This is a genomic window from Robertmurraya phoenicis (genome assembly GCF_047302285.1).
Lineage (GTDB): Bacteria > Bacillota > Bacilli > Bacillales > Cytobacillaceae > Robertmurraya.
Genome location: NZ_CP154845.1, coordinates 1,873,871 through 1,893,677, shown reverse-complemented (window position 1 = coordinate 1,893,677; position 19,807 = coordinate 1,873,871). Strand labels below are relative to the sequence as shown.

Here is a 19,807-nt window from a genome sequence, read left to right as displayed (position 1 = left end):
CAGAAGGATCCCTTTGTATCGATATGTTTGTTTCATCCCTCTGTCCCTGTCCATCTGGATCTAGGCAGATAATTATTCATTTTAAAAAGATTTCAAACAAGGTGCAGTTCAAAATGATACTGCCCGCAAAGAAATTATATCAAATTTCAGGATAATTACTACTAAATTGTACTTCTCATAAAAGAAGAGCTAGGATAAATTTATCCTAGCTCAATGTCAGCGGAATAAATATGATGGATGACACCTTTTTCGTCTTCTATTTGTAGGACTCCATCATCCGTTATCCCAAGTGCTTTACCTGTTATATTCCCAGTCAATGTCCGAGCCGTGATGTTTTGACCGATGCTAATCGCATAGCTTTCCCACAAAAGCTTAATCGGTTTGAAGCCTTTTTCTAAATAGATCAGATATAGCTTTTCAAGCTTTGAAAATATCTCTTGAATCAAGCTCGCACGGTTGACCGTTTCCCCTTTTTCAATAGAAAGTGAAGTGGCTATTGACCGCAACTCTTCTGGAAAATCAGCCTCTGTTTGATTGACATTGATCCCAATGCCGATAATAACCGAATGGATTCTATCTGCTTCTGCTTGCAATTCTGTTAAAATTCCAGTCACTTTCTTTCCGTGCAATAAAATATCATTCGGCCATTTTATATGAGGTTCAAGTCCCGTATTTTCTACGATCGCTTGTACGACTGCGACTGCAGTCAACAACGTTAATTGAGGTGCCATTGGAAGGGGAATTTTCGGTCTTAAGATAACACTCATCCAAACACCAGTAGATTTCGGAGAATGCCACGGTCTATCCATTCTCCCTTTCCCACCTGTTTGTTCATCCGCAATGACGACCGTTCCCTCTTTCGCATTATCCAAACCAAGACGATGGGCCACTTTTTGCGTCGAATCAACTGATTCTTTATAATGAATTTGCTGACCGATGATCGTTGTTTTTAACCCTAAGCGAATTTCGTTGGAGCTCACATGCTCTGGTTTTTGAATGATTCGATAACCTTTTCGTCTCACAGCTTCAAGTTCAAAGCCTTCATGGCGGAGATCTTCAATATGCTTCCAAACAGCTGTCCGTGAACATCCCATTAAGTCTGCCAAATACTGTCCTGAGAGGAACTCACCATCATGTTCAGTAAATGCATCAAGCAATTTTTTTCTTAAGGTTGACTGCATCTAAATAGCCACTCCTTTATCGGTCCCTTGTCATTGGCGATTTCCCGCTGAATGACTGCCTTTTCGATGGCCAAAAGTTTTTCTTCAATCCATGGTCCACCCTTTATTTGATACCATTGCAGTAAATCTTGACCGGTCACCGCTAGTTCTGTTCTCTCTCTTATCGGCAACTGTTCCAGCATGTCTTTTAACGTCTGAATGTTTTCATCGATTACCTTTGTTTTCAAGACGTTAAACAGTTGTTCCGTACTAATGACAAGCTCCTCGCCTGCCCGATATAAGTCCTCTAGTTTCCATTCATGCTCTAATCGTCGATATAGCCAACTTAACCCTGTTTTCACTCTGCGAATTTGTTTGACCGGAAGCTTCCAGCATCTTAAAAATGCCTCAACTTCTGTTGGTGCTAGCTTAAAATGGTAAAGAAGAAACACCCAATACTCACTAATGGTAAATCGACTAGAAAGGTTAAACTTTGAAAAACTGATAAGTTCTTTTTCCTTCCCTTCGAAGCCAGGTAAGTACTGATAAATTCCTGTATCTATTAAAATCATCAGTGCTTGCTGATAATTTTCTCCTCGTAACAGCTTTTCAAATTCAGTTGCTTTTCTCTCAACGGCGATCATTTCTAGCCATTGTTTATGCTCCCTTAAGGCTTGATACGTTTCTAGCTCTAGAGAAAAAGAGAGTTGGCTGACAAAACGTATAGCTCTCATCATTCTAAGGGCATCTTCGTGAAATCTCTCACCAGCATTCCCAACTGTTTTAATGAGCTTATCTTGAATAGCTGTCTGACCGTTAAAAGGATCTATGATCTTCCCTTCTTTATTCATCGCAATGGCATTCATCGTAAAGTCTCTGCGCTGTAAATCTTCCTCTAAAGAACGAATAAAGGTCACTTCATTCGGCCTTCTAAAATCCTCATAATCCGATTCGCTACGAAAAGTGGTAACCTCATATGTTTCTCCCTGATAAAGAACAACAACAGTTCCGTGAGCAATACCTACATCAATCGTTTTAGGAAAAATTGCTTGTATCTCTTCTGGGGTTGCAGAAGTAGCAATATCTACATCATCGATTTGTCTATCAAGTAGGTGATCTCGAACGGATCCTCCGACAAAGTAAGCTTCATAGCCTGCATCTTCTATTGCCTTTAAAATCGGTAATGCTTTTATAAAAGGGGTTTTCATCATTTTTCACCCTTTTGAATCGTCTCATAATATAGTTCCTCGTATTGCTCTACAATCAATTCCGCTCTAAAACGTTCCCATACTATTGCGATAGAGGCTTGTGAAAAACGTTTATGTAAGCTAGAATCAGTCAATAATTGCAATGCCTTTTTGGCAATATCCTCGATATTTCCCAACTCACATATGTACCCTGTTTCACCGTCCATAATCACTTCTGGTAAACCGCCAATATTCGTTCCAACACAAGGCACTCCACAAGCCATTGCCTCCAAAGCAACAAGTCCGAAGCTTTCTTTTTCAGATAATAGAAGCATTAAATCACTAATCGAATACAGTTCCTCTAAATTATCCTGCTTCCCTAAAAAGAGAACTTTGTCTTTAATATTCAGTTGATCTACGAGTTTTGAGACAAAAGGCATTTCTGGTCCATCCCCAATAAGTAGTATTTTCGCCTTTGTCTGCTCCGCTATTTTAGCAAATACCTTTATGACATCTGGAACACGTTTTACAGCACGAAAATTACTAACATGGATCAATACTTTTTCATCGTCTTTGATTCCAAATTCTTCCTTCAAATAAGCAGCATCTGTTCTTCGATAGACTCGCTCATCAATAAAATTATAGACCGGCACAATTTGTTTATCTGGATTAATTAAGTCATAGGTTTGCTGGATTAATGAATTAGACACAGCTGTAACTGCATCTGACTTTTCAATTCCAAATCGAATCGCATCTGTTAATGTCAAGTCATAGCCAAGAATCGTAATATCCGTCCCGTGAAGAGTCGTGACAATTTTAATATCCCTGCCGCTCATTTGCTTCGCTAATATCGCACAAACGGCATGAGGGATCGCATAATGAACATGAAGTATGTCTAGGTTTTCCCTTTGAATCACTTCTGCCATTTTACTTGCAAGTGCGATATCATATGGTGGATATTGAAAAACTGAGTATTGGTTAACCTCAACCTGATGATAACAAATATTGTGATACATCTTATTTAAGCGGAACGGGAGACTAGACGAAATGAAATGAATTTCATGTCCTTTTTCAGCCAACATTTTTCCAAGCTCTGTGGCGATTACTCCTGAACCACCTACAGTTGGGTAACAGGTAATTCCTATTTTTAATTTCCTCGTCATCATAGCTCTCCTAATAAATCCCTATTTAACATAATTGGTGTTTTTACTTTAAAGCCTTCCGCAAATTTAACTCCAACTTCTTTCCCAAATAGCTTTTCTCTCGCTTCCACCGTCTCAATATAACCATTAACTAAAGGTGTATCCACGCTTTCAGCTGAGCTTTGAAATTGACTTTCATATGCATTCAAACTTGCCAATTTTTGTTCCATAAAATCTGAGACATCAATGACAAAATCCGGCTTGTGAAAACCATTAATCATATAATATACCAGTTTTGTTGGGCGGAAGGGAGGATATTCATCATCTGTATGAAACTTGCGTATCCCAGCAGAAAAAAAGGCCTCTTCCACAATTTTTGAACAGTTCCCATGATCAGGATGCCGATCGACTATGTAAGGAGTAAAAACCACTTTTGGACGATATTTTCGAATGATCGTAACCACATCTCTAATTGCTTGCTCTGTTAAATAGAGCCCTCGATCCCGGTGCTGGAGATTTTCTCTGACTTGAACTCCTAATAACTCCGCTGCTCTACTAGCTTCCATTTGTCTTCCTTCAACCGTACCATTAGAAGATAATTCTGCTCGAGTTAAATCACAAATACCGATTTGTTTTCCGTTTGCTGCATATTTCGCAATCGTACCACCCATACCAATTTCCACGTCATCAGCATGGGCACCAAAAGCTAAAATATCTAATTGTTCAATCATTCAACTTCACCATTTCGTTTTGCAATCACTTCACGCCATGAAAGGTCTCCACGCTCTAATCCTTTAATGATTACTTCAGCCGTTCCCATATTTGTCGCAAGGGGGACTAAATAAACATCAGATAATCGAATTAATGCTGAAACATCTGGTTCATGAGGCTGAGCTGTCAACGGATCACGGAAAAATAAGACAACATCCATTTGATTATTGGCGATCATTGCTCCAATTTCTTGGTCCCCACCAAGTGGTCCTGACTGAAATCGATGCACTTGTAATCTCGTTGCCTCCATTATTTTCAATCCTGTTGTTCCCGTTCCAAAAAGGGTATGTTCCTTCAAAATATGTTCGTAGGCTGTTGCAAATCGTACCATATCGTCTTTTTTCTTATCATGGGCGATTAATGCAATATTCATTGCGATCTCCTCTTTTCTACTTATTCGATGATATTTTCAAGACCGTAAACAAAAGTGTCTAATTTTACTATAGTATCAACTGCAAGCTTGACACCTGACATAAAGGACGCCCGATTATAAGAATCATGTCGAATCGTGAGTGTTTGTCCATCTGAACCGAACATCACTTGCTGATGTGCAATTAAACCAGGTAAGCGAACAGAGTGAATATGCATTCCTTCAAAGTCCGCTCCCCTTGCTCCTTGGATGGTTTCTTTTTCATTCGGGTGACCCTGGATTTTCTGCTCTCTAACATCGGAAATCATTTGTGCTGTTTTTACAGCAGTCCCAGATGGTGCATCGAGCTTCTGATCATGATGTAACTCAATGATTTCAACATCATTAAAGTACTTTCCAGCCAGTTGCGAGAATTTCATCATAAGTACAGCCCCAATAGCAAAATTAGGCGCAATAATACATCCCAATTCTCTCTCTTCGCAAATCGATTGGAGCTCTTCTAAATCCTCTTTCGAAAAACCAGTTGTCCCAACCACTGGTCTAACACCATGTAATAGAGCAGTTTTTGTGTGATGCATTCCTATCTCAGGTGTCGTTAAATCGATTAATACATCTGCCTCAACTGTAGCAAGGCATTTTTCAATATCTCCGTAAACCGGTACTTTTAGAGAGCCGAATCCTTCAACATCTTGAAGTAGTTTTCCATCATATTTATAATCAATCGCAGCCACCAGTTGATAGTTTTCTGTTCTTTCAACCAGTTGTACAGCTTCTCTCCCCATTCGCCCTCTTGGTCCAGCTATAATTACTGTAATACTGCTCACCAAACATCACTCCTCTGTATTTTCTATCCTTGTCCAACGATTTATATCTCTCGTATTAAACTTGTGCATCACTCGATCATGAGCCTCTTCTAAATCAATATTAAGAGAGTTAGCAAAACAAGTGATCACAAAAAGTAAATCACCTAATTCTTCTTCAATCGTTTTTTCATCTTCTGATGCTTTCTTTGGTTTCTCACCATAATGATGATTGACTTCACGAGCCAATTCCCCTAATTCTTCTGTCATTCTTGCCATCATCGCTAAAGGGCTAAAATAGCCTTCTTTAAATTGGCTTATGTATGTATCTACTTCTAATTGAAGCTCTTTTATCGTCTTATTCTTTGTCACGTGTGAAACCCACTCCCATTACAAATGTTAGTCATTAAAGTTAATATTAAATAATAACGGTAGCTTTTACAAATATTTTTTCTTTCTCCAATTGTTGTCATTTTTATTTGCTTCCCTTATAATTAAGGCGTTTTGAACGTAGTTTGCGAAAGAGAGGAATACCAAAATGCCTTTTGGACTTAAAATTAAAAATATATTCTTTATATTACTAGGTTCTGCTATTTTTTCATTTGGAATTGTCCACTTTAATATGCAAAATAACCTAGCAGAAGGAGGCTTCACAGGTATTACCCTGTTGCTTTACTTCCTATATAAATTCGACCCATCTTACACAAATTTACTTTTAAATATTCCTGTATTTTTAATTGGCTGGAAACTACTTGGTCGCAATGTGTTCATCTATACGCTCATTGGTACTGTGAGTGTATCGGTTTTTCTTTGGTTATTCCAGCGTTACCAATTTCAAATCCCTTTACATGATGATTTAGCGCTTGCTGCCCTTTTTGCTGGGGTATTTATCGGGATCGGTCTAGGAATTATTTTTCGCTTTGGTGGCACAACCGGTGGTGTCGATATTATTGCAAGGCTTGCCCAAAAATATATCGGTTGGAGCATGGGAAAGACGATGTTTATGTTTGATGCTGTCGTCATCACACTCTCACTTATTTTCTATTTGTCTCATCGTGAAGCAATGTACACATTAGTCGCTGTCTTTGTCGGGGCTAAGGTCATTGATTTTATGCAGGAAGGTGCTTACTCTGCTAGAGGAGCGATGATTATTTCTGAACAAAATGAAGAGATTTCCGCAAAAATTATGCAGGAGATGGACCGGGGTGTTACTGTCCTAAAGGGGCATGGTTCTTTTACAAAACAAGAGCGAGATGTATTGTACTGTGTAGTTGGACGTAATGAAATTGTTCGATTGAAAAATTTGATTACGTCGGTAGACCCACATGCTTTTGTATCGGTGAGCATCGTGCATGATGTGCTTGGTGAAGGTTTTACACTTGATGAAAATAAGAGACCGATTGAAAGATAAAACCCCAAAAAAGAAGCTGGGTCAAAAAGTCGGTGATAACGACTTTTTGATTCTAGTTTGAAGTGTATAAATTCCCTCGCAGTTGGAGTGGCAGCATGAAAAAATAACAGGAAAAATTCCGCTTAATGAGCAACCATCATGAAAAAAAGCCAAAATAACAGGAAAATTTCCTGCTATCCCCTCAAAAAATACCAAAATAAACGATTTTGCCCTCCATAAGCGGAAAATCTTCCGTTATTTCTCCTAAAAGGGACTCCAATGAGGATATAACAGGAAAATTTCCGCTTAAGGGTGAGAGATGGTTGGAGCAAAATAGGGTCTTCTAGTAGAAGTTTAGACAAAGCAGAAATCGATTGGATTCTTGAAGGCTAATTGGCGTTTCCCTCGATTTTTTTGTACGAGGAAAATCGAAAATCCTGCGTAAATACAAAAATAGAGAAAGGTGAATTTGAGTACCCTCAGGATTCACCTTTCTCATGATTTGAAGCTAGTTAAGTTCCTGCCTCTTTTTCTTCTATTCGCTTCTCTGCATGCCTGTATAGATTAAAATCAGTCGAACTAGTTCTAATACTGCTACGGCTGCTGCTGCGACGTAGGTTAATGCGGCTGCATTGAGTACCTTTTTTGTTTCTTTTTCTTCATCATTTCGAATGATTCCAAGTGAAACGACTTGATCCATTGCCCGATTTGATGCATTAAACTCCACTGGTAATGTGACGAGCTGAAACACGACAGCTGCTGCCATAAAGATAATACCAAGTAACACTAAATTGGTCATACTTGCTAGCATCCCAATAATGATGAGAATCCAAGAAAAGTTAGAACCTATGTTTGCTACAGGAACTAGCGAATGGCGAATACGCAAAGGAGCATAGTCGACTTGATCCTGGATCGCATGCCCGACTTCATGGGCAGCAATGGCTGCTGCAGCAACAGAATGTCCATGATAGTTCTCAGAAGATAATCGAACTGTTTTTGAACGGGGATCGTAATGATCCGTTAAATGGCCTCTTGTTTCTTGTACTGCTACGTCGTATAAACCATTTGTATCTAAAATTCTTCTTGCTACCTCGGCACCACGCATGTGAGATGAAGAGGGAACCCTTGAATATTTCTTATAAGCACCTTTTACCTTCAACTGAGCCCATATCGGAATTAAAATGATGAGGGCAAAATAGATTAGAAAACCAAATCCCATTTTTTCTGTATTCCTCCATTACTTTTGTAGTAGAACTTCTTAACTCAAGATGGACAATGAGTTATTTCACTAAAGACATCTAAAATTATCCATTACCAGTAAAAACGTAAGGATAATATGCTTTAATTATATTGTAAAGAGGTTTTTATAGGGAGTCAATTATTTAGCATACTCTACTTCACTTCATTACATTCTTTTCTTCTCTCGTTCTCTTTCCTTGTCCCCTTTATACTTTCTCCAGCCTACATAGGATAATGTAACAATAATAATACTCCCCGTTGTAATAATCACCCACCACAGAGAAGGATCTGCTTCATCCTCAGACATCTGATTGAACAAGTCCTTTAAATCAGTTTCTAAAGAGACTAGCTCTTGTTGACTTGCTTCATCTGTTAATACCCGTGGCCGGTATTCATCAATAAAATGAATTTTGGCGTCGATTTGTTGGACTCTTTGTACAGGAACATCTAGCTTCATACTTGGATAAATCACTTCATAAAGAGACAGAAAAGAGTTTAAATGGGAGTGGAAATTCTTTGAGTCTCCCTGAAATGCTGCATCCTTCATTCCTTCGAATACAGCCATCATCGGACCTTCCATTTCTGTCCATAACGGCTCATTACCAGAGGTGATAGCATCCATCGCCAAACGAAATTTGGTCACTCGATTGATTCGTTCATCATGAGCCATACTTCCGTTTCCCATTGCTGCTATGGCTTCATCTTGCGCAAGGGTGACAATACGTAATTCATCTATTGAGAAACCATGATTTTCCATTGTATAGGCAAGAAACTCATTGGAAAAATACTCAAGAAGCTTTTTTGCATCCTCGTATCTGGATGATTTCACCAATTGTAGTGCTTCATCAGAAATATGATCAAGCTTTTCAATAGAGGAAATATGATGATTTGCTTGTATAGTTACCGGTGTAAGTATTAGGATTGCAATTAAAAATATAGCGGCTTTCAGCTTCATACTTGTCCCTCCTCACATTACTATTAAATGGTATGAGAGGTTGGACAAGGTTAGACCAAAAATATGTGAACCTACCGCTATTTCACTTTATCTGTAGTGTAAAACGGTTTTTTCTTAATCCAAAAAAATAAGCAACTGCAATAGAAGTTATACTTAACCAAAAAGTGAAGTAACCGATTTGCGGAATATATTCATCTAGCATATGATATCTAGGCATCATGAAAAAGACATAATCGATCACATCATTATGTAATGTCCAAATGGCTGCAACTACTAGATGCCATAACTTGAATCGGAAAAATGGAGCATATAATATCCCTTGTATCGCCATAGCACCGTGTGATAGTACAAGCATCATTCCGATTCCGTCTATTTCTCCATTAATCATAAACACCAATACATTCATGACAACAGCCCATATGCCATATTTAAAAAGTGTCACCATTGCTAATGTTTCAAATAGTGGCCAATTTCTTCCGAGTAAAAATGCCACGAGCACAAATAAGAAAAATAAACTGGCGGTTGGACTATCTGGTACAAATGCGAGAAAAATGGGTGGAGTATCTGCTAATTGGCTTTTATACCAATAGTATCCGTAAACCGTTCCCAAAAAATTAATGATTAATAGTAAAGATAGAATTGAGCGATTAGCTAAAATCGAGTAAATCCATTTCAATATATTTCACCTCATTATATTTTCCACATCTTTCTTATAGTAACATATTTCCCCTGTATACCGATTGTTTTATCACCCTTTTAACTAGATAGAAAAAAGCTGACGAAGTTATCGTCAGCTTTAAAATACTATTATTCACTTTCAAGAGTAGAGATGAATTCAGCCAATGTTTGTAGCTCTTCATCAGTACCTTGGAACAATCCTGCTGGCATAGCACCACGACCGTTTTGAGCAATTTCAGCAACTTCTTCTGGTGTTAAACCAGTATCAATAAGTGGTGGTGAACCTGCTCCACCTTGGAGATCTCCTCCATGGCAAGTCACACAGCCATTTGCTTCAAAAATCTTATAACCATCAGATTCTGTATCAATTTCTGCTTCTGCCACAATCTGACCTTGGATTTTCGCAGCTTCCCAGTCATGCTGGTCTACCGATTCCCAAGTAAGATAAGTAATACCCGCTAGTGCAAGAAGCATAAAACCTGTTGCTAATGGACGTTTAGATGGGCGACGCTCTGGTCCTCTATCTAAGAACGGAGCAAGTAATAACGCACCAAATGCTAGTCCAGGAATAACTAAGGCACCAATAATATTATAAGGACCTGATGCGAAAGAATACTTCAATAACTGATACAAGAATAAGAAATACCAGTCAGGTAATGGAATATATGCTGTATCACTTGGATCTGCAATTTTTTCGAGCGGTGGTTGATGCGCCGCAGTTAAACTTAAGAATCCAACGAGAAAAACAGCACCAATTAGCCATTCTTTTAAAAGAAAGTTTGGCCAAAACGCTTCTGTTTTACCAGGATATTCCGAATAATCCTTCGGGATATTCGGTTTTCGACCTGAAGCAGGGACACGTGAGTCTCCCACAAACTTCATACCTTTTCCACGATGCATTGAGCAATTCCCCTCCTTTAAGTCATTCACAAATCATGCACGTTTATGATTTTACAATGGACCTGAGATACCTTGTTTACGAATCATCATGAAGTGGGCAGCCATCAATGCAAACAATGCAGCAGGTAAGAAGAATACATGGATTGCAAAGAATCTAGTAATTGTCTGTGCACCAATAATATCTGAATGTCCCGCAATCAGGATCTTCAAATACTCACCTATGAATGGAACTGATTCGATTATTGTAATCGTAACCTTTGTTGCAAATAACGCTTTCATATCCCATGGTAATAAATAACCTGTTAAACCAAGGGCAAGCATGACGAAGAAAATAAGGACTCCAACAATCCAGTTAAGCTCACGTGGTTTCTTATAAGCTCCTTGGAAGAAAACACGTAACGTATGTAAAAACATCATTACGATTACTAAGCTAGCACCCCAGTGGTGCATCCCGCGGACAATTTGTCCAAAAGCTACTTCGTTTTGTAAATAATAGATGGATTCCCATGCATTTTTAATATCTGGAACGTAGTACATTGTTAAGAACATACCAGACAAAATTTGAATTACTGTAACAAAGAACGTTAGTCCACCGAAACAGTAAACAAATGCAGAGAAGTGATGTGCAGGGTTTACATGTTCAGGTACTTCATGGTCCGCAATATCCCGCCACAAAGGCGTAATATCTAGACGTTCGTCTACCCAATCATAAATTTTGTTTAACAAGATTTACGCCTCCTTTCGCGGTTCTGCTTTACCTAAAGCTAAATAACCGTCAGCATCTTTGTAAGGATACACGTCTAATGGTGCTGCTGGTGGTGTACCAGGTACGTTTGTACCATCCTTTGTGTATAATCCATTGTGACATGGACAAAAGAAATGTTCAGGGTGTGTTTCATCTTTATTCCAGTCAACCGTACAGCCTAAATGCTTACATACTGGAGATAATGCGATAATTTCACCATTCTCATCTTTGTATACCCAAGCAGTATTTGTTACTTCAGAAGTGTACCAAGCATCTTTTTGTTCAAAAGAAAAGTCTACACGAACTGGTTCATTTGTTAATTCATCAATTTTTTGATTTGTAACAATAAAATCACCAGCTGCATTGTGCTTCAAAACAGGGTCAACTGCAAATCGGACCATTGGCATTAACATTCCTGCAGCCATAAATCCACCTACACCAGTAAGAGTATAGTTTAGGAATTGACGTCTTGTTACGCGTTGTTTGCTCATACCTTTCCCCCCTCTATCATGAAATGGTAGTCCAACGGACATAAATAAACACAATATAAAACTAGGACATAACAATGATATATCAATCTATACTTTAGGTCAATATAATAAATTGCTAAAGGATGGTAACTGTGTGATTAATATCTCCATTAGTCATTATTTTGCCACTTTTTCACAAATAAATGAATCAGTTGACTAATTTGATCCTCTAAAATTTGATTTTTATACTTATCATCCATGCTTTCTAATGGCAGGGATGGTAACCAAATCAGCGTTCCATCTACTTTCTCCTCTGTCGTTCTCCAGTCACTGTCAGATGTTATATAGATAATATGCTTAAATCCATTCTTCTTAAACTCAGTCTCCCAGTGGTTGATCACCTCTAAACGCCTATCATCAGAATCGCTTTTTAAATATGTATAACCCGGAAGCATCATGAGCCTCCCTTTAAATTGTCGCTCAAGGGGAATGTTTAAAAGAGAGATAAACTCAGTCATTGCTGCCGATTGTTTCATATCGTCGCCAAACGATATGGGAAGCAGTGGTAGCACGACCGTGTCTACGTATTCTTTCGCTCCCAAATACATGTCAATATCATTTGAAACCCATTTCATTCATATCACTCCAAGCTAATAAATTCCTTCCTATCATATCATTTCAATGTTAGCTGGACAAAGATGAACGCAAAAATAATAGCCTGCAAAAATAGCAGGCTACCCAATCATATTTTATTCGTATGGAGTAATTTACTTTAGTCGACTTAATTTTTTTGTTAATTCCTCAAACGCTGCCTTATCTTGATTGTCTAGAGCCTCATCAATTAAATGAAGCAATTTTTCCCTCTGGAAGTTTTTCAGAGTAGATGACAGAAATTTTTCAGCTATAAGTCGATCCTTTTCACTGATTTGCAGGCTTTTAGGCATGAAAGGATTCTCTTCCAATACAGCCGCATACTGATGGGCTTTATTTGATGCATGGAAATTAAGTTGAATATAGATTTCTTCATCCCTATTCAAACGAATATCATGGAAAGATTTTTCTGCATCTGTTGTCATTACATTCTCTTTGTAAAAACGGAACGGTACCTCATCAACACAATGAGTTGACATCACTAAGCCACGGGGACAATACTGAGCTTGCTCAACAAAATGGACTTTTTCCATGAGACCATCATGACTCATTAAATAGTTTAAAATCCACACACACTCACGTCTCTTCAGTTGGTAGTGATTGAGGAACCAGCGAATAAAATCCTTTTTCTCGTTGACAGATACAGGGGTCTTCATCATTTTCCCTCCTCTGCGTACAACTATTTTTAATTAACCGTTACGAATGGTAAAAATGGCTGTGAACGAAATATGCATACTTTCTAATATATAATGTACGAATAAACAATCTATCCTTCATCAGACAGTCTTTGCACGACTTCAGCAAATTCTTCATTCGATGGATCGTTTGCCAATAGTACATTAAATATTTCGGCAGCTTCATCTCGTTTTCCTTCCTCGATTAGAAAGTATCCATAATCTGTGAGAAACTCTTGATCATTCTTTAAAAAATTATATGCAAGTTGGTATTTGTTTAATGCCTGTGAATATTTTTCTAAATTTTGTAAGGCAACGGCCTCATCCCAAATAATATGGGGTTCTTCAATTCCATTAGACTCAAAAATTCCGACGATCTCCAACACGTCTTCGTATCTTTCCTGATGCAGGAAGAGTTTATTGATTGTAAGACCTGCTTCAATAAATTCAGGATCCAGTACCAATGCTTGTCTTAAAAAGACCTCAGCTTCGTCTTCATTTCCAAGCTTTAGAGCCATTTTCCCACCGATGAAATACAGTTCCTTGTTGTATTCATCATAGCGCAAGCCTTCTTGAATCGTTTCAAAGCTTCGCTCAAGATCTTCTTCTCTCTCATAAGCCTTTGCTAAATACAGATAAAGGGAATGATACTCATGATCAAGCTCTTTGAGCTCTGTAAATTTCTCAATCGCTGTCTTGTTCATTCCAGCTTGAAGTGCTGTAAATGCATAATGAAAAAGAGTATTAATCTCTAAGCTTTCCTCCAATGCCTTTTCATAATGAGGAAGCGCTTCTTCAAATGCACCACCGGCACTGTATGCATCTCCTAGTCTTTGATGAATGCTGACACCAGCTATATCCTGTTCCACAGGCAAGACTTTTTCATACGACTTGATGGCTTCAATAAATCTACCTTGTTCCAAATATAGTTCTCCTAAAGCAAACTCAATGATGACTTCATTTGGTAACACAGATTTTGCTTTAAGCAGTTTTTGTTCACTGACCTCATAAAGTCCTTCCATCTGATAAAGATCTGCTTGTAAAAGCAAGCTTTCCGGAAAACTGGGGTCTGTTTCCTTAATTTTATCAAGGGTTTGAAGGGCCTCATCTTCTTTACCTTGCTCCAAACAAATTTCAGCCAGCGTAACAAGAATTTCTCCTTCTTCAGGGTACGCTTCAAGAAGTCTCTCATAGAGCGCCTTTGCTTCATCTAGAAATCCATAATGAAATAACTCTTCCCCAAGGAGCAGCCTTTCATCATTTGTCCCGTTTTTTAATATCGCTTCATATTTTATAATGGCTTCTTCGTGTTGACCATTTTCTAATAGTGTTATAATTTTACTAATCTTGTCCATTTAGCAATCCTTTCACAATTCCAAATTTACTTTCTCTCTACATTATAATGGAATTTGCTAAATTCTACTCATAATAAGACTTTTTAATCGCTGTTTTCGCATAGATTGTAGTTTTTTTGTAAAAACTCAGAAGCCAGTTTTTACCCATATATCATGGGAACTGCTATACATTAAGTTTGCGACGGCACTTTTCGCTTCCTCTTTATAGACATGTAGGAAGATTGGGCCCTTATTACTATCCAAAAGCAACAATGATTGCGAAAAAAGCCTGTTTAATTTACTCGAAAAAAAGCTGGTGTTTTAATGACAACATATTCCCCGAATCCTGGTCGGAATTGTACGTCCTTTCCTGCTCGAATGACCGTACCTTTATGAACCGTTACAAGCAGCCGCTTATCCGATTGATGAAACAAATCTCGTTCACATATTTCTTTCTCAGAATCATCCTTTAAATATAGATTATAACTGACTTCTCCACCATGATGGATGGCTGACTTAACAGGATAAATACCGATTTTACATAAATTCTCGTGAGAAATCGGAGCATTCTCTACTAACTCATGCTCAATATATGGGATTTTCTCTTTATGTAAAAGCTCTCCCCAAAAAGCTTCTACCTGATTTTTCTTTTTCTCATTATCACTGGCAAAAATGGGTATAAGCGGACTATTATACGGAAACATCGCTTCCCTTAACCATCCCCACGGAATTTCTTTAAGCTGGCATTCGTCTTCTACCTCAACAAATATAGCTGGAATCTTTGCCCGTTTACATTTGATCAGAAAATTTGTCGTTAAAAGTCGAATCGGAATTTTCACACCAACGGTATAATCAACCGGACTATTTAGTAGTGTTGTTTTTATCTTAGTAAATGCAGACTGTAATAAATATTCCTTGTCAATTTCCACATATGTTAAAAACATCGTACTTCCTTTTGTAATAAGTTCATTGATAAAAAAATTCTTCATATCTTGAAAAGAATAATCACATGGAAATCGAGGACAAAAAAGGATATGGGGCGGGGTCATCACATAAGAACTCGCATTTACTCTCATATAAGAAAATCGTTCAAAAGAGGGCCTGATGGAATCAATTCGATCCGCTTTAATCAATAAGGAATTCTGCTCCAGTTTGTCGTCTTTTAGCAAATTGGCATTTTCGATGATATAGGTCATAAAACCACCCTTTTAATCAGTCTTATGACAAACTATGCTTGTACAAATATATTTATTCCATTACCGAACCCAAAAGAGCAAAGGTTTAACTTGAACAAAATCAACAAAAAAAGAAGAGCCCACGCTTAACCCAGCAGGCTCTGTAAATGATTGAAAAAGTTTGGATAAGAAACAGAAATTGCTTCGGTGTTTTCTAGACTTGTTTCCTCTTTGCAAATTAATGAAGCAATCGCCAGCATCATCCCAATTCGGTGATCACCGTGGCTATTAACGATTCCGCCTGACAACCTTTGGTTTCCGTAGATGATCATGCCATCATTCGTTGATTCTATTTTCACACCTAGTTTTTGTAGCTCATGAACCACCGTGTCAATCCGATTTGTCTCCTTGACTTTTAATTCTTCGGCATCTTTAATGATGGTTACGCCCTCTGCTTGTGTCGCAAGTAAAGCAATGACTGGAATTTCATCAATTAATCGCGGAATCATGCTTCCTTCAATCGTTGTACCTTTAAGCGATGAAGTTTTAATTATTAGATCGCCAGTTGGCTCAAACTCTTCTTTTACATTTGTTATTTGTAAGTCGGCACCCATCTCTTTCATGACATCGATAATGCCTGTTCTCGTTGGATTTAGGCCTACATTTTTTAGCGTAATTTCACTATTTGGAACGATGGCTCCTGCTACAAGGAAAAAGGCAGCAGATGAAATATCACCCGGTACTTGAACATTCATTCCTTTTAATGTTTGCCCTCCTTGCACTGTGACAGAAAGACCATCCACTTCAATATCTCCACCAAAATGCTTAATCATTCTTTCCGTATGATCCCGTGTCTTAGAGGTTTCAATGACAGTCGTCTGCCCATCCGCTTGCAAGCCGGCTAATAGAATTGCGGACTTCACCTGTGCACTCGCCACTGGTAATGGATATTCAATTCCCTTGAGGTTTCCTCCTCGAACAGAGATTGGCGTATATTCGCCACCGCTTCTTCCATCAATCTTAGCTCCTAAGCTTAATAAAGGTTTCGTCACTCTTGTCATCGGTCTCTTCCCGATAGATTGATCGCCTATAAGCGTAGAAAAAAATGGACGTCCTGCTAATATCCCAAGCATAAGCCTAATCGTTGTACCCGAATTCCCTACATCAAGCACTCCTCTTGGCTCCTTTAGTCCACTAAACCCTTTTCCATAAATCGTGGCTTGATCGCCTTGTTGTTCAATTTCAACTCCAAGTTTTCGAAAGCACGAGATGGTACTTAAACAATCATCTCCTGTTAAAAAGTTCGTAACAGATGTAGTTCCGTTTGCAATGGCTCCAAACATAATGGAGCGATGGGAAATCGACTTGTCTCCTGGTATGACAATTTGACCTTGAAGTTTTTCTATATTTATTTTCAACGGTGTTGCTTTCATCTTATCACCCTCTTATATCCCTGTAGATGTGTCATAATTGGTGTAATGGCGAATGCACTTTTCCGCGCGCTCCCGATCTTCTTCTGTTTGAAAACTAATGACGAGAATTCCATATACTTCTTCTCTCGTTTCGCGAATACGGATATTCGTTAAATTGATCTTTTCTTTTGCTAAGTAACCAGTAATTTCAGAAATGACCCCAGGGTAATCGGGAACGTCAACAAATAAATCATAGAACGCCGGAATCGCTCCTTTTTCTTTCACAGGCATTTCATCGCGAAAACGTTTTGCTCGAGAAAAATATTGATAGATCTCATCCTCATTTTCAGTCGTTAACATATTCGTAACCCTTGCCATTTCTTCCTGCCATTCCGTTAATAGCTGTAAAAGAACATCTTTATTATGTAAGGAAATATCCCTCCACATGTCTGGGCTACTGGATGCAATTCTCGTAATATCACGAAACCCCCCAGCTGCAAGTCGTGTAACTAGACTTTGTTGCTGACTCGTTCTTTCTGCCTGATGAACGAGGGAAGCCGCAATGACATGAGGAAAATGGCTAATAACACCTGTTAAGTAATCATGTTCAGAGGGCAACACCTGAAGAAATTTAGCTTTTGTTCCTTTTAGCCAAACTTTTAATTCTTCGACTGCTTCTTGGTCCGTGTCAGCCTCTGGTGTCAGTAAGTAAAAAGCATTTTCAAAAAGGATTGATTTAGCAGCTTGAACCCCGCTTTTATGGGAGCCTGCCATCGGGTGACCACCGATAAAAGTATAGCCTTTTTCTCTAAGACATTCTGCTCTTTTCACAATTTCCATTTTTGTACTTCCTGCATCAGAAATAATGACACTTTTCTTTAGTGAAAGGCCACAGAGAAATTCAATCATATATTCAATCTTTTTCACTGGTGTGGCGATTAAGATGAGGTCAGCATCAACCGCACCTATCTCCAAATCTTCCACTGTTTCATCAACAACTCCAAGCATTGTTGCTAATCTCGCTTGTTTCTTATTTACGTCATAACCAATGATTTTTGCTTGTGGATGCTCATGCTTAATACATAGAGCCAATGAACCCCCGATGAGTCCTAGCCCGACAATCAATACACGACCTTTCAAGGGATCACCTACTTTCATGATGGGTAAAAGCTCCTGAAAGTCCAACTAGGCACTAAAATTCAGGAGCTATAAAGGTTAATTCTACTATTTATGGGTGAATTGTATTGGTATACTATCGAGTGGCGATTTTTTCTGAAATAAATGCTCTCATAATTTCGATCATTTCTGCGTTTTCATCTTTAGAGCCTATCGTTACTCTTACGGAAGTTGGAAAACCAAGGGCTACACCTGAACGAACAATATACCCTCGTTCAAGGAAATATTGGAACACTTCATTTCCATCCACTTTGAAATCAATCAAAATGAAATTCCCTTGTGATTTCGTATAAGATAATTGCTGTTCATCACAAAATTGATAGTATTGTTGTAAGCCTTCACGATTTTGCTGTCTGCACTTCTCTACATAAGCTTGGTCCTCAAGAGCTGCTTTAGCTGCCATTTGGGCAAATGTACTCGTATTGAAAGGTTCTCTTGCCGGTTCAAGGGCTCGAATCACTTTTTCATTCCCGATACCATATCCGATGCGAAGACTAGCCAATCCGTAAATTTTTGAGAAAGTCCTTAATACAATAAGATTTTCAAATTGTTTTATCAGTTCGATAGAATCGTAATAATCATCTGCCACCACATACTCATAATACGCCTCGTCTAATACAACAAGCGTTTCTGTCGGTACTCTCTTCAGAAAGGACAATAACTGTTCTTCATTAATATAAGCACCAGTTGGGTTATTTGGACTACATAGCCAAACAACATTTGTCTTTTCATCAATTTTGTTTAACATCCCCTCTAAATCATGTTCGCCACCTACGAGCGGGACCTCTCTTACTTCAGCCCCTTCAATCACTGCATTATGCTTATATTGAGGAAAGGTAGGAGCTGCCATGACCGTATTAAACTCCGGTCTCAAAAGAGCACGAGAAATAATCTGGATATTCTCATCAGAGCCATTTCCAAATATTATTTGCTTTTCTGAAACTCCTAATTTGCTTGCTAGGGCTTCCCTTATTTCTGTTGCATAGCCATCAGGATAAAGAGCTAATGAACCATCGAACGTGTGTATTTTTTCCAGAACTTGTCCTGAACATCCAAATGGATTTTCATTTGAAGCAAGCTTTACGATTTTTTCTAACCCATATTGTCTTTTAACCTCACCAATTGATTTTCCCGGCTGATAAGGAGTCAATTGGAGAATATCTTCCTTCCATCTCACTTGTCTTCACCACTCAATTCAATAATTTCTTTAAGCCTTTAAATCTGGTCTTAAGCTAATCGCTTTTTCCAAATAAATATGCTTTATCTCTGTTTGACTCTTTTCTGTATTAATATGTATCATCACTCGAATACAGCTTTTCAAAGCATTCTTAACTGGGATTTCTCGCATGCACATGACAGGAACATATGTCCAACCTTCTATGCTTCGTAACGCTTTCGCAGGAAAAGTACCGTCAATTTCGTCTGTTACTGAAATGAATACAGATGCTACATTTTCTGCTTCAATTTCATTGACAGCGATCATTTCACGAATGAGCGTTTCTGTCGACGTTACAATCTCCTGTTCTACATTTTCCTCAATTGTCGTAGCTCCCCTTACCCCTCTTATCATCCTTTATC

At 38.4% G+C, this 19,807-nt stretch carries 22 protein-coding genes; 1 reads left to right on the top strand and 21 read right to left on the bottom strand.

Annotated elements, in window-relative coordinates; translation table 11 throughout:
• Positions 1 to 200: 200 nt before the first annotated feature.
• The 7 genes from AA0X71_RS09350 to AA0X71_RS09320 are packed head-to-tail and all read right to left on the bottom strand — an operon-like array spanning position 201 to position 5,802.
• Complete coding sequence (locus AA0X71_RS09350) at positions 201 to 1,181, bottom strand: biotin--[acetyl-CoA-carboxylase] ligase (RefSeq protein WP_413361599.1); 981 nt, start codon at positions 1,179 to 1,181, stop codon at positions 201 to 203.
• A complete protein-coding gene (locus AA0X71_RS09345) occupies positions 1,166 to 2,368 on the bottom strand; it encodes a CCA tRNA nucleotidyltransferase (RefSeq protein WP_413361598.1) in 1,203 nt (400 codons plus the stop codon). The genes AA0X71_RS09350 and AA0X71_RS09345 overlap by 16 nt, the downstream gene beginning before the upstream one ends.
• Positions 2,368 to 3,510 (bottom strand): N-acetyl-alpha-D-glucosaminyl L-malate synthase BshA, encoded by a 1,143-nt coding sequence (bshA, locus tag AA0X71_RS09340; RefSeq protein ID WP_413361597.1) that lies wholly within the window; start codon positions 3,508 to 3,510, stop codon positions 2,368 to 2,370. Before bshA ends, AA0X71_RS09345 begins: the two co-directional genes overlap by 1 nt.
• On the bottom strand, positions 3,510 to 4,220 hold the full coding sequence (bshB1, locus tag AA0X71_RS09335) for a bacillithiol biosynthesis deacetylase BshB1 (protein WP_413361596.1): 711 nt from the start codon (positions 4,218 to 4,220) through the stop codon (positions 3,510 to 3,512). The genes bshA and bshB1 overlap by 1 nt, the downstream gene beginning before the upstream one ends.
• A complete protein-coding gene (mgsA, locus tag AA0X71_RS09330) occupies positions 4,217 to 4,633 on the bottom strand; it encodes a methylglyoxal synthase (protein WP_413361595.1) in 417 nt (138 codons plus the stop codon). The genes bshB1 and mgsA overlap by 4 nt, the downstream gene beginning before the upstream one ends.
• 20 nt (positions 4,634 to 4,653) lie before the next feature.
• Positions 4,654 to 5,454, bottom strand: a complete 801-nt coding sequence (dapB, locus tag AA0X71_RS09325; protein WP_413361594.1) for a 4-hydroxy-tetrahydrodipicolinate reductase — start codon at positions 5,452 to 5,454, stop codon at positions 4,654 to 4,656.
• A gap of 6 nt (positions 5,455 to 5,460) precedes the next feature.
• Positions 5,461 to 5,802, bottom strand: a complete 342-nt coding sequence (locus AA0X71_RS09320; protein WP_413361593.1) for a nucleotide pyrophosphohydrolase — start codon at positions 5,800 to 5,802, stop codon at positions 5,461 to 5,463.
• Between the two features lie 166 nt (positions 5,803 to 5,968).
• Here AA0X71_RS09320 and AA0X71_RS09315 point away from each other — a divergent pair, with 166 nt between their 5' ends.
• On the top strand, positions 5,969 to 6,841 hold the full coding sequence (locus AA0X71_RS09315; RefSeq protein WP_413361592.1) for a YitT family protein: 873 nt from the start codon (positions 5,969 to 5,971) through the stop codon (positions 6,839 to 6,841).
• Between the two features lie 514 nt (positions 6,842 to 7,355).
• Here the strand turns inward: AA0X71_RS09315 and AA0X71_RS09310 are convergent.
• From AA0X71_RS09310 to aroH, 14 genes are all read right to left on the bottom strand, one after another.
• A complete protein-coding gene (locus AA0X71_RS09310; protein WP_413361591.1) occupies positions 7,356 to 8,039 on the bottom strand; it encodes a zinc metallopeptidase in 684 nt (227 codons plus the stop codon).
• Between the two features lie 186 nt (positions 8,040 to 8,225).
• Entirely contained in the window at positions 8,226 to 9,014 is a 789-nt protein-coding gene (gene ypjB / locus AA0X71_RS09305) for a sporulation protein YpjB (protein WP_413361590.1), read from the bottom strand.
• Positions 9,015 to 9,096: 82 nt separating this feature from the next.
• On the bottom strand, positions 9,097 to 9,690 hold the full coding sequence (locus tag AA0X71_RS09300; RefSeq protein ID WP_413361589.1) for a DUF1405 domain-containing protein: 594 nt from the start codon (positions 9,688 to 9,690) through the stop codon (positions 9,097 to 9,099).
• A gap of 131 nt (positions 9,691 to 9,821) precedes the next feature.
• Positions 9,822 to 10,592, bottom strand: a complete 771-nt coding sequence (locus tag AA0X71_RS09295) for a c-type cytochrome (RefSeq protein WP_413361588.1) — start codon at positions 10,590 to 10,592, stop codon at positions 9,822 to 9,824.
• Between the two features lie 51 nt (positions 10,593 to 10,643).
• Entirely contained in the window at positions 10,644 to 11,318 is a 675-nt protein-coding gene (gene qcrB / locus AA0X71_RS09290) for a menaquinol-cytochrome c reductase cytochrome b subunit (RefSeq protein ID WP_019154288.1), read from the bottom strand.
• Between the two features lie 3 nt (positions 11,319 to 11,321).
• Positions 11,322 to 11,828: a ubiquinol-cytochrome c reductase iron-sulfur subunit gene (locus tag AA0X71_RS09285; RefSeq protein ID WP_413361587.1), complete on the bottom strand. Its 507-nt coding sequence runs from the start codon at positions 11,826 to 11,828 to the stop codon at positions 11,322 to 11,324.
• Positions 11,829 to 11,977: 149 nt separating this feature from the next.
• Entirely contained in the window at positions 11,978 to 12,442 is a 465-nt protein-coding gene (locus AA0X71_RS09280; RefSeq protein ID WP_413361586.1) for a YpiF family protein, read from the bottom strand.
• A gap of 132 nt (positions 12,443 to 12,574) precedes the next feature.
• Positions 12,575 to 13,114 carry a ReoY family proteolytic degradation factor gene (locus AA0X71_RS09275; protein ID WP_413361585.1) on the bottom strand — a complete coding sequence of 180 codons (540 nt, stop codon included), beginning with the start codon at positions 13,112 to 13,114 and terminating at the stop codon, positions 12,575 to 12,577.
• A 110-nt stretch (positions 13,115 to 13,224) separates the two neighbouring features.
• Positions 13,225 to 14,487: a tetratricopeptide repeat protein gene (locus AA0X71_RS09270; protein ID WP_413361584.1), complete on the bottom strand. Its 1,263-nt coding sequence runs from the start codon at positions 14,485 to 14,487 to the stop codon at positions 13,225 to 13,227.
• Between the two features lie 272 nt (positions 14,488 to 14,759).
• Positions 14,760 to 15,662 (bottom strand): hypothetical protein, encoded by a 903-nt coding sequence (locus AA0X71_RS09265; RefSeq protein WP_413361583.1) that lies wholly within the window; start codon positions 15,660 to 15,662, stop codon positions 14,760 to 14,762.
• Positions 15,663 to 15,787: 125 nt separating this feature from the next.
• On the bottom strand, positions 15,788 to 17,074 hold the full coding sequence (aroA, locus tag AA0X71_RS09260; RefSeq protein WP_413361582.1) for a 3-phosphoshikimate 1-carboxyvinyltransferase: 1,287 nt from the start codon (positions 17,072 to 17,074) through the stop codon (positions 15,788 to 15,790).
• A gap of 12 nt (positions 17,075 to 17,086) precedes the next feature.
• Complete coding sequence (locus tag AA0X71_RS09255) at positions 17,087 to 18,211, bottom strand: prephenate dehydrogenase (protein ID WP_413361581.1); 1,125 nt, start codon at positions 18,209 to 18,211, stop codon at positions 17,087 to 17,089.
• Positions 18,212 to 18,305: 94 nt separating this feature from the next.
• Positions 18,306 to 19,406 (bottom strand): histidinol-phosphate transaminase, encoded by a 1,101-nt coding sequence (gene hisC, locus AA0X71_RS09250; protein WP_413361580.1) that lies wholly within the window; start codon positions 19,404 to 19,406, stop codon positions 18,306 to 18,308.
• A gap of 30 nt (positions 19,407 to 19,436) precedes the next feature.
• A complete protein-coding gene (aroH, locus tag AA0X71_RS09245) occupies positions 19,437 to 19,799 on the bottom strand; it encodes a chorismate mutase (protein WP_413361579.1) in 363 nt (120 codons plus the stop codon).
• Positions 19,800 to 19,807 lie beyond the last annotated feature (8 nt).

Excerpts from the sequence above, each read along its gene's own strand:
- AA0X71_RS09350 (WP_413361599.1), bottom strand. The coding sequence starts at position 1,181 with ATGCAGTCAACCTTAAGAAAAAAATTGCTTGATGCATTTACTGAACAT.
- AA0X71_RS09345 (WP_413361598.1), bottom strand. The coding sequence starts at position 2,368 with ATGAAAACCCCTTTTATAAAAGCATTACCGATTTTAAAGGCAATAGAA.
- bshA (WP_413361597.1), bottom strand. The coding sequence starts at position 3,510 with ATGACGAGGAAATTAAAAATAGGAATTACCTGTTACCCAACTGTAGGT.
- bshB1 (WP_413361596.1), bottom strand. The coding sequence starts at position 4,220 with ATGATTGAACAATTAGATATTTTAGCTTTTGGTGCCCATGCTGATGAC.
- mgsA (WP_413361595.1), bottom strand. The coding sequence starts at position 4,633 with ATGAATATTGCATTAATCGCCCATGATAAGAAAAAAGACGATATGGTA.
- AA0X71_RS09315 (WP_413361592.1), top strand. The coding sequence starts at position 5,969 with ATGCCTTTTGGACTTAAAATTAAAAATATATTCTTTATATTACTAGGT.
- AA0X71_RS09310 (WP_413361591.1), bottom strand. The coding sequence starts at position 8,039 with ATGGGATTTGGTTTTCTAATCTATTTTGCCCTCATCATTTTAATTCCG.
- ypjB (WP_413361590.1), bottom strand. The coding sequence starts at position 9,014 with ATGAAGCTGAAAGCCGCTATATTTTTAATTGCAATCCTAATACTTACA.
- AA0X71_RS09295 (WP_413361588.1), bottom strand. The coding sequence starts at position 10,592 with ATGCATCGTGGAAAAGGTATGAAGTTTGTGGGAGACTCACGTGTCCCT.
- AA0X71_RS09285 (WP_413361587.1), bottom strand. The coding sequence starts at position 11,828 with ATGAGCAAACAACGCGTAACAAGACGTCAATTCCTAAACTATACTCTT.
- AA0X71_RS09280 (WP_413361586.1), bottom strand. The coding sequence starts at position 12,442 with ATGAAATGGGTTTCAAATGATATTGACATGTATTTGGGAGCGAAAGAA.
- AA0X71_RS09275 (WP_413361585.1), bottom strand. The coding sequence starts at position 13,114 with ATGAAGACCCCTGTATCTGTCAACGAGAAAAAGGATTTTATTCGCTGG.
- AA0X71_RS09270 (WP_413361584.1), bottom strand. The coding sequence starts at position 14,487 with ATGGACAAGATTAGTAAAATTATAACACTATTAGAAAATGGTCAACAC.
- AA0X71_RS09265 (WP_413361583.1), bottom strand. The coding sequence starts at position 15,662 with ATGACCTATATCATCGAAAATGCCAATTTGCTAAAAGACGACAAACTG.
- aroA (WP_413361582.1), bottom strand. The coding sequence starts at position 17,074 with ATGAAAGCAACACCGTTGAAAATAAATATAGAAAAACTTCAAGGTCAA.
- AA0X71_RS09255 (WP_413361581.1), bottom strand. The coding sequence starts at position 18,211 with ATGAAAGTAGGTGATCCCTTGAAAGGTCGTGTATTGATTGTCGGGCTA.
- aroH (WP_413361579.1), bottom strand. The coding sequence starts at position 19,799 with ATGATAAGAGGGGTAAGGGGAGCTACGACAATTGAGGAAAATGTAGAA.